The 14,138-nt window shown below is 31.6% G+C and carries 9 protein-coding genes; 6 read left to right on the forward strand and 3 right to left on the reverse strand.

The features are described 5' to 3' along the window. Positions 1-69: 69 nt before the first annotated feature. Positions 70-1,110 (reverse strand): 4-hydroxythreonine-4-phosphate dehydrogenase PdxA, encoded by a 1,041-nt coding sequence (gene pdxA, locus ACJJVO_RS12050; protein ID WP_405574454.1) that lies wholly within the window; start codon positions 1,108-1,110, stop codon positions 70-72. A gap of 247 nt (positions 1,111-1,357) precedes the next feature. Between pdxA and ACJJVO_RS12055 the strand changes: the two genes are divergently transcribed. Further along, positions 1,358-1,948: a riboflavin synthase gene (locus ACJJVO_RS12055; RefSeq protein WP_405574456.1), complete on the forward strand. Its 591-nt coding sequence runs from the start codon at positions 1,358-1,360 to the stop codon at positions 1,946-1,948. Here ACJJVO_RS12055 and ACJJVO_RS12060 read toward each other — a convergent pair. Continuing rightward, positions 1,945-2,148 (reverse strand): PID-CTERM protein-sorting domain-containing protein, encoded by a 204-nt coding sequence (locus tag ACJJVO_RS12060; RefSeq protein ID WP_405574458.1) that lies wholly within the window; start codon positions 2,146-2,148, stop codon positions 1,945-1,947. The two genes, ACJJVO_RS12055 and ACJJVO_RS12060, sit on opposite strands and share 4 nt — an antisense overlap. A 256-nt stretch (positions 2,149-2,404) precedes the next feature. Next, positions 2,405-3,247, reverse strand: coding sequence for an EcsC family protein (locus ACJJVO_RS12065; protein WP_405574461.1), 843 nt, complete (start codon positions 3,245-3,247; stop codon positions 2,405-2,407). Positions 3,248-3,734: 487 nt separating this feature from the next. On the opposite strand from ACJJVO_RS12065, the gene ACJJVO_RS12070 reads away from it, so the two are divergent. From ACJJVO_RS12070 to ACJJVO_RS12090, 5 genes are all read left to right on the forward strand, one after another. Continuing rightward, on the forward strand, positions 3,735-5,345 hold the full coding sequence (locus ACJJVO_RS12070; RefSeq protein ID WP_405574463.1) for a glutamate synthase-related protein: 1,611 nt from the start codon (positions 3,735-3,737) through the stop codon (positions 5,343-5,345). An 85-nt stretch (positions 5,346-5,430) separates the two neighbouring features. Further along, positions 5,431-6,057 (forward strand): Pycsar system effector family protein, encoded by a 627-nt coding sequence (locus ACJJVO_RS12075; RefSeq protein ID WP_405574466.1) that lies wholly within the window; start codon positions 5,431-5,433, stop codon positions 6,055-6,057. Positions 6,058-6,515: 458 nt separating this feature from the next. Next, positions 6,516-9,299: a LuxR C-terminal-related transcriptional regulator gene (locus ACJJVO_RS12080; RefSeq protein ID WP_405574468.1), complete on the forward strand. Its 2,784-nt coding sequence runs from the start codon at positions 6,516-6,518 to the stop codon at positions 9,297-9,299. 254 nt (positions 9,300-9,553) lie between these two features. Beyond that, the gene (locus tag ACJJVO_RS12085; protein WP_405574471.1) at positions 9,554-12,580 is read left to right on the forward strand and encodes a SusC/RagA family TonB-linked outer membrane protein; all 3,027 of its coding nucleotides are present in this window, start codon (positions 9,554-9,556) and stop codon (positions 12,578-12,580) included. 13 nt (positions 12,581-12,593) lie between these two features. Then, on the forward strand, positions 12,594-14,132 hold the full coding sequence (locus ACJJVO_RS12090; RefSeq protein WP_405574474.1) for a RagB/SusD family nutrient uptake outer membrane protein: 1,539 nt from the start codon (positions 12,594-12,596) through the stop codon (positions 14,130-14,132). Positions 14,133-14,138 lie beyond the last annotated feature (6 nt).

Below are 14,138 nucleotides of genomic sequence, written 5' to 3' on the forward strand. Positions count from 1 at the left end.
AATTTGAGCGTGCAAATATATAAAATTTTCGTTTATTATAGCTTAGATATCAACAAATTTTGTTTATAACTATCGTGAGGTCTTTTTTAATGGGTTTTTACTGTAGTGATTATACTCTTCTCTATGTTTAAAAATCTGAATTGCAGTAAAAATAGCTTGCTTCATTGAGCTCTCGTCAGCAATTCCTTTTCCTGCGATTTCATAAGCTGTTCCATGATCTGGAGAGGTTCTCACTTTGTCCAATCCTGCTGTGTAATTAACGCCTTGACCAAAAGCGATTGTTTTAAAAGGAATTAAGCCTTGATCGTGATAGGAAGCAATAATTGCATCAAAATTTTTATAAGTATTAGATCCAAAAAAGCTATCTGCAGAATATGGACCGTAAACTAAATTTCCTTCAGATTTTATTTTTTCTAAGGCAGGTTTTAAAACGGTATCATCTTCGTTACCAATAACACCATTATCACCAGCGTGCGGATTAATAGCTAAAACTGCTACTTTCGGTTTTCTTATCCCAAAGTCTTGCTTCAAGGATTTTATAACTGTTGCTATTTTCTCTTTTATTAAGTTTTCAGTAATAGCATTGCTGGCATCTTTAAGCGGCACGTGGTCGGTTAAAAGTCCTACACGTAATTCATCAGAAACCATAAACATTAAACTTTTACCATTTAAAGCTTTAGCTAAATAATCAGTGTGTCCTGGGAAATTAAAACTATCTGATTGGATGTTCTGTTTATTAATTGGTGCTGTAACCAATACATCAATAAAGCCTTCTTTTAATGCGTTTGTTGCTGCCACCAAAGATTTAATAGCATATTCACCAATGGTTTTATCATTCTTTCCAAAATCTATATTTACAGTTTCGTTCCAAACGTTGACCACATTAACTTTTCCGACAGCAATTTTATCTAGAGTATCTATATTAAAAAAATTAATTTTACTCTTAAAATGGTTTTTAAAAAACTGCATCGTTTTACCAGATGCAAAAATAACTGGAGTATTTAACTCTAAAGATCTTGGATCTTCATAAGCCTTAATTATAATCTCTGGTCCTATCCCATTAAGATCTCCAACTGATATTCCTACAATGACCGATTCTTTCTGCTTCATAAATATGTTATCTTAATTTGTATAAAAATGACTTAAGAACTTTTATTTAATCTAAATTTCTATACATCAAACAAAGTTATAATTCATAAATTGGGTTTAACTTTGTAAGTACAAATTTAAACCAAATTAGGTCTTATAAAATTAATTACGATTTGAAACTACTTTAAAATATATTATTTCATCGCATTTTAAAATCTAATCACAAAGTTACATTGCTAATTTGAGTTAACTAATAAAAATACAATTTATGTTTACAGGTATTATAGAAGATTTAGGGACAATTAATAAATTAGAAAAAGTTGGTGGCAATCTACACATTACGATGCATACCCAAATAACAAGTGAATTAAAAATAGATCAAAGTGTTGCTCACAATGGAGTATGCTTAACTGTTGTTAATATTAAAGGTGATACTTACACTGTAACTGCCATACAAGAAACCTTAGAAAAAACAAATCTTGGTTCTTTAAAAGAGCATCAGCAAGTTAATATTGAACGTGCTATGAAATTAGGAGACAGATTAGATGGACATATCGTTCAGGGACATGTTGACCAAACGGCAAAATGTATAGCAATCACTGAAAAAGAGGGAAGCTGGGTTTTTACTTTTGAATATGACAAAAAGCTCAATAATATCACAATTGAAAAAGGTTCGATTACTGTAAATGGAGTTAGTTTAACAGTGGTAAATTCACAATTAAATCAATTTTCTGTAGCAATTATACCTTATACATACAACCATACCACTTTTAAAAACTTAAAAACTGGAGATCTGGTAAATTTAGAATTTGATGTTATTGGAAAGTACGTAAAACGACTAAACGATCTAAGAAACTAAGCTACTTGTTTAACAGATAATTTATACATTTTATATATTCCGTAGACTAATGCTACAACGAATAATGCAATAATTCCACCGTCAATTGGAAGACCAGGAGGTGGAGGTGGCAACGGAGGTGGAGGTGTACCATTTTGTGCCATAGATACGAAACCTACTAAAAAAACTAAAATTGAGGCTAATATATACTTGTTCTGCATTCTGCTAAATAAGGTGTAAAAGTATAAAAAAAACTGAGCTGACAAAATTTATTCGACTAAAAACATCTTCAAACGGCAAATTTTCTCGACGAACAGTTAAAAAAGCACTTAAGTTAGGGAAGTTAGCTACATTTTTAACTTATTTCAGCGACAAATATAGTATTAATTTTTAATAATTGTTATTTGCACAACACCTAATCGCAAAGAATATTCATAATACAACCTAATAATTAAGGATTTAGCTTTTAGAAAAGGATTAAAGCTTAACGTTATCATAACTTAATCTTACCACTTCTTCTCCATATTTACGTTCTAATCGTCTTATGGTAAAATGTGCTGTTGCCATGTTCTGAAAATGATCTACAAATACATAATTTAAGCCACCACCTCCAATTGCTCCTATGATAGGTACAGCTTGCGCTAAAAATTTCTCACTTATAAGAAGACTTAATCTCGTAGCAATTTTAGATAAAAAATTACCAACAGCATTAGTTCCCAAAGCGCTTGCTCCTTTAACTAAACTATCTAAACTCATTTTTATACTCGCTGCAGAAACGTTACTTAAAGCTGAATTTAATGCCATACGCGTAGTGTAGTAACTAGCCTCCATCCCATCATCTTCTATAGAATCTCCACCAAGCGCAAAAACTTGCAAACATGCCATCTGACCTTCTAAAGTATAAATATCTTCACCTTCACTGCGTGCAATATCCATAATAGTGCGCATTAAAAACTTAGTTGTAAGTGTGACTTCTGAAGCAAAAATTGCAGTGCCAAAACCTGTTGTTGAGCCAAAAAAACCACTCAAAGCTCCTGTACCTGTTACAATACTTTTATAAGTGTTTTTTGAAGGCTTTTTAAACGTTTTATTTTTTTTGATCGTTAACAAGTTAGCTTTAATAATTTTCAATAATACAGACTGAGTTATACTTTGCACCTTTAGTAATACTTTTTCTGGCACATGTTTAACTCCAGTTTCTACTGTATTTCCTATTTTATTAACGTTGCGTATTGCCCAACCTAAATTTTGCATGTTAGATTTTGCGCTTATTAAGGCTTGTTGATCTTCTGGTGTAATAGGATTTATTATTAGATTCAAGTGTATTGGTATTTATAAAGATTTGTCGGTAAATCTTTATTATTGTTACAATATCAAAATTACGGCTAATAAAAAAAGAACAAAATCTTCAAGTTAACAAAGATTCACTTTGTGTTTGTGGCTGCACTAGAAGCGCTCTTAACTACCCCTTATTTAGATAAAAATCAAGAGCCAAATACAACGTATTTATATAGAACCTTATTATTTGAAAGGAATTTTAACATCTCTCGACAAATTTAAAAACCAACTCATTAAAAACTAAATGTAACTGACCAAAATTCTAGGCTAGCTAGATCTTATTGCCTTAATTCTTTTAGGATTAAGCGAATATTCTCTACACTATTGACCTTCCTTTTTAGAACATTCTCAGGATTATGAATTTTTCAAATTTGTATCTTAAGGCATCTTATCATCAGATGATAGAGGAAAAATTGCTTTTATATAAGCCTTCAACTTTTAAATAAACTATTAATATATCTATAATCACATGAAAAAACCAGTAGTCATTGCTCAAGTAAGCGAATTAGAAAATAAGCAACCAGAACACGCACTCGTTAACGGATTAGACTTAGTCATCGTAAAATTTGATGACAATATTTCCGTACTCTACGGAAGATGTTTGCATAGAGGAGCACTAATGTCTGATGGTCACGTAGATGGAGAAAATTTAATTTGTGGCGTTCATGGATGGGATTATCGTGTAGATTTAGGAGTTTCAGAATACAATAATAAAGAAGTGCTTCATAAATTTTCAACTAAAATTGAAGGAGATGATTTGTTTGTAGATGCTTTTGAAATTGATGCCTATTTAGTAAATAGTCCACAACCTTTTAATCGCGATGCTTATTTAGGAGCTTACGCAGATACGCATCCGGAAGAAACAGAACCATATACAGGTTATATAAAAGAATTGGCTCAAAATGGTTTAAAAAATATTGGGCATCATGGATTTTCTGCATCTATGGGAGTTGATAGAGATACGCTTCCTAAATGGAACGACATTCAGTTTTTACCAGCACAATTAGCATCAAGACCTTTATTAGATGATGAAGATGTAGCTACTAAAGTTGTTATTGGTCCAAACGCAAAAAAACCGCTAGAACTAGACATACCACTTTTTGTAAGTGATATGAGTTTTGGTGCATTATCTCGTGAAGCAAAAATTGCATTATCAAAAGGCGCACAATTAGCAGGAACAGGAATTTGTTCTGGTGAAGGTGGTATGCTGCCAGAAGAACAAGCCAGTAATTCTAAGTATTTTTACGAATTAGCTTCGGCTCAGTTTGGTTTCTCTTGGGATAAATTAGATAACGTACAAGCTTTTCACTTTAAAGGTGGTCAAGGTGCAAAAACAGGAACTGGTGGTCACTTACCAGGCAATAAAGTAAGTAAAGAAATTGCTGAAGTTAGAGGCTTAAAAGAAGGTGAAACCGCTATTTCACCAGCTGCTAATCCAAATTTTCATACGGTTGAAGACTTTAAAGTATTTGCAGATAAAGTAAGAGCACGTACAGGAGGAATTCCTGTAGGGTTTAAAATTGCTGCTAGTCATATTGAAAAAGATATCCAGTTTGCACTAGATGTTGGTGTAGACTATATTATTCTCGATGGTCGTGGTGGTGGAACAGGTTCTGCACCAACCATTTTAAGAGATCATATTAATGTACCAACCATTCCAGCATTAGCAAGAGCAAGAGCTTATATGAATAAAGTTGGAGCAAAAGATGTCACTTTAGTTATTACTGGAGGTTTGCGTGTTGCCGAAGATTTTGCAAAAGCGATGATGCTTGGAGCAGATGCTATAGCAGTATCTAATTCTGCACTGCAAGCTATTGGTTGTTTAGGGATGCGCGCTTGCGGGTCTAATAACTGTCCGGTTGGAATTGCAACTCAAAAAGAATCTTTACGTAGCAGATTAATTATTGATTCTTCAGCGAAACAATTACAAAATTACTTTGAAGCCACAAACGATTTAATAAGGGTCGTAGCACGTGCTTGCGGTTACGATGATGTTACAAAATTTAATCACGATGATCTGTCAACGTTTAATAGAGAAATGCATCATTTAACAGGAATTAATTATGCAGGTTTAAAATAAAACTAACCACAATAGATTTTTAGAATAAAATAATAGTACAAGCTGTTATTCACTATAGGTGTATTACTTATAAAATATCTAATTAATGGGAGATAAATTAAAAGGAAAAGTAGAGGATCAATATTTAATGAAAGAATTGAACATTGATAAAGACGCCTTAAAACAATTAAAAAAGAAATTAGCTAAGGTCGAGCCAAGATCTGAAAGAGGTGTTGAAACGTTGTTTAGATTATTATCTAAAAACCAGTACACCCTAAATACGATGATAGATACTAAATCTAATATATTAATATCTATAAACGCTTTAATTTTATCATTAATACTTGGCACTGTAATGAATCAATTAAGTACAGATCCTCATCTTATCTACCCAATTGTAATGATATTGTTTACTAATTTAGCTTCCATATCCTTTGCTATTTTTGCAACACGTCCAGAATTAGTTCATGGAAAAAGTGATGCGAAAAACGTAATGTTTTACGGCAACTTTCAAGATATGGAACAAGACGAATACGTAAACAGTATTACCAACTTAATGAATGAAGGAGATGAGTTATATAAAACCATTGCAAAAGACACTTACCATTTAGGGAAAACAATTGATCGTAAATTTAAGTTACTTCGTAAATCGTTTAACATTTTTTTAATTGGTATTATTTTATCCGTAATGGCATTTATAGGATGTCACGCGTTTTTTGGAGGGATGATTTAGTTTTAAATAAAACCGTTTTAACTTCAGAAGAACTAAGTAACTAATTTATATAGAAGCAAATTTTAAACATATATTCTTAAAAACGCCCTACAGAGATGTAGGGCTTCTGTTTAACTTAATATATTTAGGCATATATATGTACACATGCGTCTGAATGCTGTATCTTATTTAATATTAAAAGTGCATTAACATTTATAAATGTAAATATTCAAGAGCATATTTATTTAATGTATGTATTAATGGGAATTGCTATGAGTTCTTTAAAATTGCCATAAGCACTGTCTTAAAAGGTTTTATGAGTATTTCTATTTTTTGGATTGACATACTCAACTATGTTTAATCTAATATGAAAATATAAAAATATTGTTTTTATTTTTCAACCTTTATTATAAACACACAAAACCTTAATATATATTCTTATTTTTAAACCTTTTAATGCGGTTGATTTACTATTTATATTGAAAAAAACAATACACATATTATTTCTTTTTTTTCTGCTTACAAAAGTTCATGGGCAATACTCACCTAGTACTCATAACTATACTTTAGCAGAATATAAAGCGGGTAATCAAAATTGGGATATAACAAGATCTGAAGATGGCAAAATTTATGTCGCAAATAATAATGGGTTACTGGCCTATGATGCTTTAAATTGGAAATTCTATCAGTTACCAAATAAGACGACTGTTCGTTCTGTCTTTACAGATAATAATATTGTGTTTACTGGCTCGTATGAAGAGTTTGGGTATTGGGAAAAAGATGATTTTGGAGTTTTAAAATATGTCTCACTTAGTGATAAAGTTATTGATCAAATTTCGCCAAACGAAGAGATATGGCAAATCGTTAAGTTTGAAGATAAAATTATTTTTAGATCGTTTTTAAATATCTATATCTATGATTTTAAAAATGTAATACAATTAAGTCCAAAGTCTGCTATAATTTCTAGTAACGTTGTTGATAATAAGCTTTACATATGTACTCTAAATAAAGGTATTTTCTCTTTAGAGGACAACCACCTAAAACCATTCTTTTTTAATTCTAATCTGGTAGACACTAAAATTATTTCATTAACAAGTTACAATGACGGTTTGCTTTTACTAACCTCATTAAAAGGAAGTTATTATTTACATAACAATCAATTAAAACCAACACGGTTTAAAATTGATAAAGAGTTAAAGCAACATCAACTCAACAAATTCTCACAATTACCTAATGGAGAAATGGTTTTTGGAACCATTAAAGACGGTGTTTTTTTAACAGATGTTAAAGGCAATTTAAAATTTCATGTTAGTAAAGAAAATGGCTTAATAAACAATACGGTTTTAGGACAATATGTAGATGCTTCAAATAATTTATGGTTAGGGCTAGATAATGGTATTTCTAAAATTGATTTAGATAGTCATCATTATTTCTTTAATGATCAATCTGGTAAACTAGGAGCTGTATATGATGTAGTAAAATATAGAGAGCAAATTTACATAGGAAGTAATACAGGTCTTTTTAAACTTAATGAAAATGACAAACTTCATTTTATAGAAGGATCTCAAGGTCAGGTTTGGGATTTAAAAATTATTGAAGATCAACTCTTTTGTGGTCATAATGAAGGAACTTTTGTGGTTGATGAAGATCAACTAACATGGATTTCGAGCTTTACTGGTGGATGGACAATTAAAAAAGTACCCGAACGCAAAAACACCTATATACAAGGAACGTATACTGGATTGGTGAAATTTGAAAAACAATCAAATAAATGGCACGTTAAGCATTTAGGCAAAACCACAATTCCCTCAAGGTTTTTGGCCTTTGAGAGTCCAAATACAGCTTGGGTAGCACATGCCTATAAGGGATTATATCGCGTAAAATTTGATGATAATTATGACACCATTTCTAGTGTTAAATCTTATGGAGACAAAGGAATTGGGTCTGACTTTAATCTGCGTGTTTATAACATAAAAAATAATATCAGTTTTAAAACAAATGATGGTTGGCAGAAATACGAACCAATAATTGATTCAATTGTTCCATATAACCTACTCAATGAAAAATTAGGAAAGGATAGTTATATTATTTCTGAAGAAGACACCAATCGCTTAGCATTAATTAATAAAGACGGTCTCATTAGTTTCAAAGCATTTAATAATATTACAGATAGTATCACCTTTGGAAATAGAAAAATTAAAAACAGATATGTTGTAGGTTACGAAAACATATCTAAAATTGAGGATTCTATATATGCGCTTAACCTAGTTAATGGTTTTATGATGATTGATAATGGTTTTAAAAAAAATCTTCAATTATATAAACCTACAGTCGAATCTATTCTAGTCAATAAAAAAGCTATTGCACTTAACTTTAAAGAAGAACCTTTATCCATAGCGTATGGCGAAAGTTTAGAACTAGAAATAGTATCTCCGAGATCAACTAATCATTTTTTTGAATATAGATTATCTGAGAATGACGATCATTGGAATGAGTTAGAAAATAACACAATAGAATTAACCAACTTAATTGAGGGGAGTTATAAAATTGAATTTAGATCACAAAATGATTTTGGTAATATATCACCAATTGAAAGCTTAACATTTGAAATAAATCCACCTTGGTACAGAGGAACATTAGGTATTTTAATCTATCTCTTAACTTTTGCTTTAGCTATATATACGTTTTTCTATGTTCAAAAAAGAAAACTTATTAGAGAACAAAGACTAATGAAGATTAAGTATCAAAAAGAGCAGCAAAAACTACTTAGAGAGAAAACATTAGAAAATGAAAAACGCATTGTTCAACTAAAAAATGATGCACTGCAAAGTGACATAAAATCTAAGAGTAAACAATTGGCAAATAACGCTATGGCTTTGGTTAAAAAGAACGAGTCTTTACAAGAAATTAAAAAGGAGTTAATAATTAATAAAGACGGTTTTCAAAATTACTACGCCTATAAAAAGCTCTTAAAAAAAGTTGATAATTCCATTGTACTTAAAGATGAATGGGAAGTTTTTGAGTATAACTTTAACCAAGTTCATGATGAGTTTTTTATAAAACTAAAAGAGCAACATCCAAAGCTCACTTCTAAAGATTTAAAAATTTGTGCCTACATCAAAATGAATTTATCTTCTAAAGAGATAGCTCCCTTATTAAACATTTCTGTGAGAGGAGTAGAAACACATAGATATAGATTAAATAAGAAGCTAAATTTAGATAATGACATTTCTATGGTGGATTATTTATTAAATATCAAATAATCTAAGCGCCAAATTATCATATTACCATTATTTTACTACGTCATTACTACGTCACTTTGTTAATTTCTTTACAACTACAACGTTTTTTTAGTAGCTTTAGAGTACGTCATGTTAGGCTTTCTCCTAAATTCTGTTAATAAATTTAAGGCATGACGTATTTAAAATGTAAATAGAAGTTAACAGAATTTAACATTAGGTTATAATTTAGACAAACACAAAAACTAAATAATAAACTCTAATATTTATTAATTTCTATGAAAACAAAATTCAGTCTATTGTTAATGCTGTTTTTTTCGATTTGTGCTTTTGCACAGCAAATTGAAATTAACGGAATTGTAACAACCGGAAGTGACGGAATGCCCTTACCAGGAGCAAACGTCTTAATCAAAGGAACAAGTAGAGGAACCACCACCGATTTTGATGGTAAATTTACTATTAAAGCATCACCTGGAGAACAAATTGAATTCAGTTATATTGGGTTAGAAACTCAAACGGTATTAATTGAAAATCAAACTGAATTAAATATTGTTCTTAAAGATGATGTAGCTTCGTTAAACGAAGTTATTGTTATAGGTTATGGAACACAGAAAAAAGCAGATTTAACTAGTGCAATTGCAACTATTAACCCAGAAGAGTTGCATTCTACTCCTGCAGCGCAGTTAGTTCAAGGATTTCAAGGAAAAGTAGCTGGTGTACAAATTAGCAGCATAGGCTCTCCAGGTGAAACACCTGAGGTAAGAATACGTGGTACTAATTCCCTATCTGGAGATTCATCACCTTTATATGTTGTAGATGGCATGTTCTATGATAGTATTGATTTTTTAAATTCTAATGAAATAGAAAACGTTACTATACTAAAAGATGCTTCTGCTTCTGCTATATATGGTGTGAGAGCATCAAATGGTGTTATTTTAATAACTACTAAAGGGGGTCGATTTAATAAAAAAGCAGAAGTAACATTCTCATCTTATTATGGTATGCAAAGTGCACAGAATGTTCTAAAAATGGCAAATGCAGAACAATTTGTAACATTTGCACAAGAGTCTGGATCCGCTTCAGAAATTTCAAGCGTAAATCAAGCAATTGAAAGATTTGGTCGTAGTAGAGTAAACCCTAATATACCAAATGTAAATACAGATTGGTATGATGAAGTATTAAGAGTTGCCTCAATTGAAAATTATGATTTACAAGTTAATGGTGGTTCCGAAAGTATATCTTATGCACTTGGTGGAAATTTCTTCCTTCAAGATGGTATTTTAGATATGAAGAATAGTTACGAACGCTTTAACCTTAGAGCAAAAGTAGACGCGAAGGCAACAGATTGGTTAAATGTTGGCGGAAACGTATTATTCAGTAATGCTGTTAAATATGATGATGAACCATCTGCATGGCAACTAACCTATTTTGCGGTTCCTATTCTACCTGTTTACGATTACAATTTTACAGAAGCTAGTCCATCGCCATATTCAGATGCTAGAGAAATTGGTTATAGAGGTTCACAAAATCCATTTCCATTGTTAGACAATTCAGATAAAAGAGGAGAAAGAAGAAGAACAACAGCTAACTTTTATGCAGATTTTAAGATTCTTAAAGATCGTTTAAGTTTTAAAACAACGTTATCTTATAATTATTTAGGAACTAATGAGCGTATCATGTTATTGCCTTATTACATTACTGATGATTATCAAAGAAGTATTGATAATTCTACAATTACCAGAACAAATAGCGTCGTAGAAAATTACATTTTTGATAATGTTTTAACTTATACAAATACTTTTGGTGAACACGATTTAACTGTTATGGCTGGTACATCCTTTAGAGATGATTATTGGCGCTATTTTAGAGGAAGTGGTAATTTTGATCCAGGTAGCGCCTTTTTAAGAAACAATGAAAAAACTTGGTACATACAGAATACTTCTGAGGATAGTAGAACATCATTTGATAATGGCACCCAATACTACGGAATGTCTTATTTCGGTAGAGTACAGTATAAATTCAATGACAAATACTTGGCCTATGCCACGTTTCGTTCTGAGGGAAGTAACAAATATGAAAACACCTATGTTAATTTACCAGCATTTGGTTTAGGTTGGGAAATCTCTAAAGAGTCTTTTATGCAAGATATTAGTTTTATAAATTATTTAAAACTAAGAGCAGGTTGGGGAAAACTAGCCAATAACGCGGTAGGTGCAAGTATTCCTATCTCTGCAAGCACAATTTCTACCGTCTTTAATGATACTTATTATAATGGTTTTCAATTTTCTACAGTTGCAGATGACGTAGACTGGGAATATACCGAAGAATTAAATGTGGGTTTATCTGCAAACCTATTTGATAATAGATTGTCTTTAGAAGCAGATTATTATATAAAAGACACCAAGAATTTAGTGATAGATATTATTCCTTTAGTAGGCACAGAAGTTAGTAGCCAAAACGCGGGTTCAGTTAGAAATCGAGGTATTGAATTAGCAGCAACATGGAATGGAAAAATATCTAAAAATATTGGCTACAATATTTCTGGTAATTTTAGTACTGTAGACAATCAAATTACAGGTTTAGCTGGTCAGCCTTATATTAATACTGGTACAGCAGAAGCAAGACAACGTTTAATTGTTGGTGAAGCCATTAATTCTTTTTATGGTTATGAAATAGAAGGTGTATATCAAAATGAAGCAGAAATTGCTGCAGACCCTAATGTACAAGCAATTATAGCAGAAGGTACAGCGATTAACCCAGGTTATTTTAAATACAAAGACCTTAATAACGATGGCACAATAGACGCAAGTGACAGAAAAGTAATTGGATCACCAGTACCAACATATTATTATGGTGGTAATATAGGAATTAACTACAAAGCCTTTGAGTTAAATATGGCCTTTTATGGCCAAGGAGGCAATGTAATCTTAAACACCAATCGTATGGAGGTTATTAGAAATCAAGGACGAAACATAGATGCAGAATTAGCAGTAAATCGCTGGCACGGAGAAGGAACAACAAATAAGTTCCCCTCTTCTGAAGGTTACAGAAACTTATGGAACCAAAAATTATCTGAATTCTTTTTACAAGATGGTGATTTCTTTAGAATTCAAAACATTCAGTTAGCCTACACTTTAAGAGAAGAAAAATTACCAGAAATGCGTTTTACGCTTACTGCAGACCGTCCTCTATTATGGACAAAAGGTTATAATGGTTTTAATCCAGAGGTTGGTTTTGATGGAAGAGATTCACAAACATACCCAACACCATCGGTGTATACATTTGGCGTTACAGTTAAATTTTAAAAAAAATTAAGCAATGAAAAATATATTTAAATTTAGAATTATTTTATTCATTTTACCTGTTTTCTTATTTACATGTGAAGATAACTTAGATGAAGAACAAGAACTTATCGTTCTAACAGGGCAAATAGACTACACTAGCGAAGATGGTGCGTTTGGTGCATTAATCGGAGCTTACGAAAAATTCCAGAGTGTAGGATGGGAACAAATTCCGCTATTAGCAGTGAGAGGTGATGACGTTAATGCTGGTGGTCTAGGTGATCAGCAAGGATTTGCAGATACAGACAATTACATTTACGATAATAACTATTGGATGTATAATTCAATTTTTGAAAATTGGTCTCAAGACATATTACAAATTACATCGCAAATTGAATCGTTAGAAAGATTTAGAGATGGTGGCGTAAATTCTGCCTTAATTGATCAATATATAGCCGAGTGTAAAGTATTAAGAGGTTTTATTACTCTAGAACTTTCAAGGCTATTTGGAGATGTATATAAAATTCAAACAACAGATCAAACCCAAATAGAAGTCCTACCTAAGGATGAATTAATGGTTTGGATTTCTACACAAATGGATGAAGCAATCCCAAATTTATTAGATGTTGCTCCTTCACAACGTACAGATTTACCAGGTGGTATTACTAGCTACACTGCACTAACAGTAAAAGCAATGGCTAATTTAGAAATTGGGAATTACCAAAATGTAGCTGATGCTACAGGTGAAATTATTAATTCTAATGCTTTTCAACTTTTTGATGATTACTATCATTTATTTAAAACAGACGGAAAGTTAGCAAATGAAAATATTTTAGAAATTCAATATTCAGATTTTGGTCAAGCCTCAGGTGAAAATGTAAGTCATTTATTTGCATTTTATGGACCACAAAATTGGACTGCAGCTGTACCAGAAGCTACAAGTGGTTGGGGTTTTTATGAACCAAGTTTTAAGTTTATTAAATTCATGTTAGATAGAGGAGAAACCGTGCGTTTAGAAACTAGTGTTTTATTTACCGATAGAGGGATTGCAGAATTACAATCAGATCCTGCTTACGCTACTTTACCAAGTTGGATTTCTAATACCACTAGAGATGGAGATGTAATAAACGATTATTCTAGAGCATTCCAAGCAAGTGGTAAACATTATTTACCTTCTATAGAATTAACCTCTGGTAGAACTAGTTACGGAACTAATAAAAATTACACAGTTATACGTTATGCAGAAGTATTACTCATGTATGCAGAAGCTCTTACAAGAGGTGCAACTGGAACCGCTGGGACAGCAGATAATGCAGTAAATGAAGTTAGAAATAGAGCAGGCTTAGGAAATTTAAGTGGAGTAACTAGTGATCAAGTTATGGACGAAAAATTTGCAGAATTAGCCATGGAATGGGGAATTAGATATCACGACATGGTGAGACTAGAAAAAACGGAAGAATTGAGCTATGATGGTAGAACATTCACTATGCAAAAAGCATATTTACCTTATCCACAAGAGCAATTAGATCAAAGCTATATACTTAACGACTATTATCAAAGTCAACAAAATAATTAAGAAACT

Source organism: Winogradskyella sp. Asnod2-B02-A, assembly GCF_045063645.1.
GTDB lineage: Bacteria > Bacteroidota > Bacteroidia > Flavobacteriales > Flavobacteriaceae > Winogradskyella.

Bases quoted from the DNA above. Each gene is read 5' to 3' on its own strand.
- pdxA (WP_405574454.1), bottom strand. From the start codon at position 1,110: ATGAAGCAGAAAGAATCGGTCATTGTAGGAATATCAGTTGGAGATCTT.
- ACJJVO_RS12055 (WP_405574456.1), top strand. From the start codon at position 1,358: ATGTTTACAGGTATTATAGAAGATTTAGGGACAATTAATAAATTAGAA.
- ACJJVO_RS12060 (WP_405574458.1), bottom strand. From the start codon at position 2,148: ATGCAGAACAAGTATATATTAGCCTCAATTTTAGTTTTTTTAGTAGGT.
- ACJJVO_RS12070 (WP_405574463.1), top strand. From the start codon at position 3,735: ATGAAAAAACCAGTAGTCATTGCTCAAGTAAGCGAATTAGAAAATAAG.
- ACJJVO_RS12075 (WP_405574466.1), top strand. From the start codon at position 5,431: ATGGGAGATAAATTAAAAGGAAAAGTAGAGGATCAATATTTAATGAAA.
- ACJJVO_RS12085 (WP_405574471.1), top strand. From the start codon at position 9,554: ATGAAAACAAAATTCAGTCTATTGTTAATGCTGTTTTTTTCGATTTGT.
- ACJJVO_RS12090 (WP_405574474.1), top strand. From the start codon at position 12,594: ATGAAAAATATATTTAAATTTAGAATTATTTTATTCATTTTACCTGTT.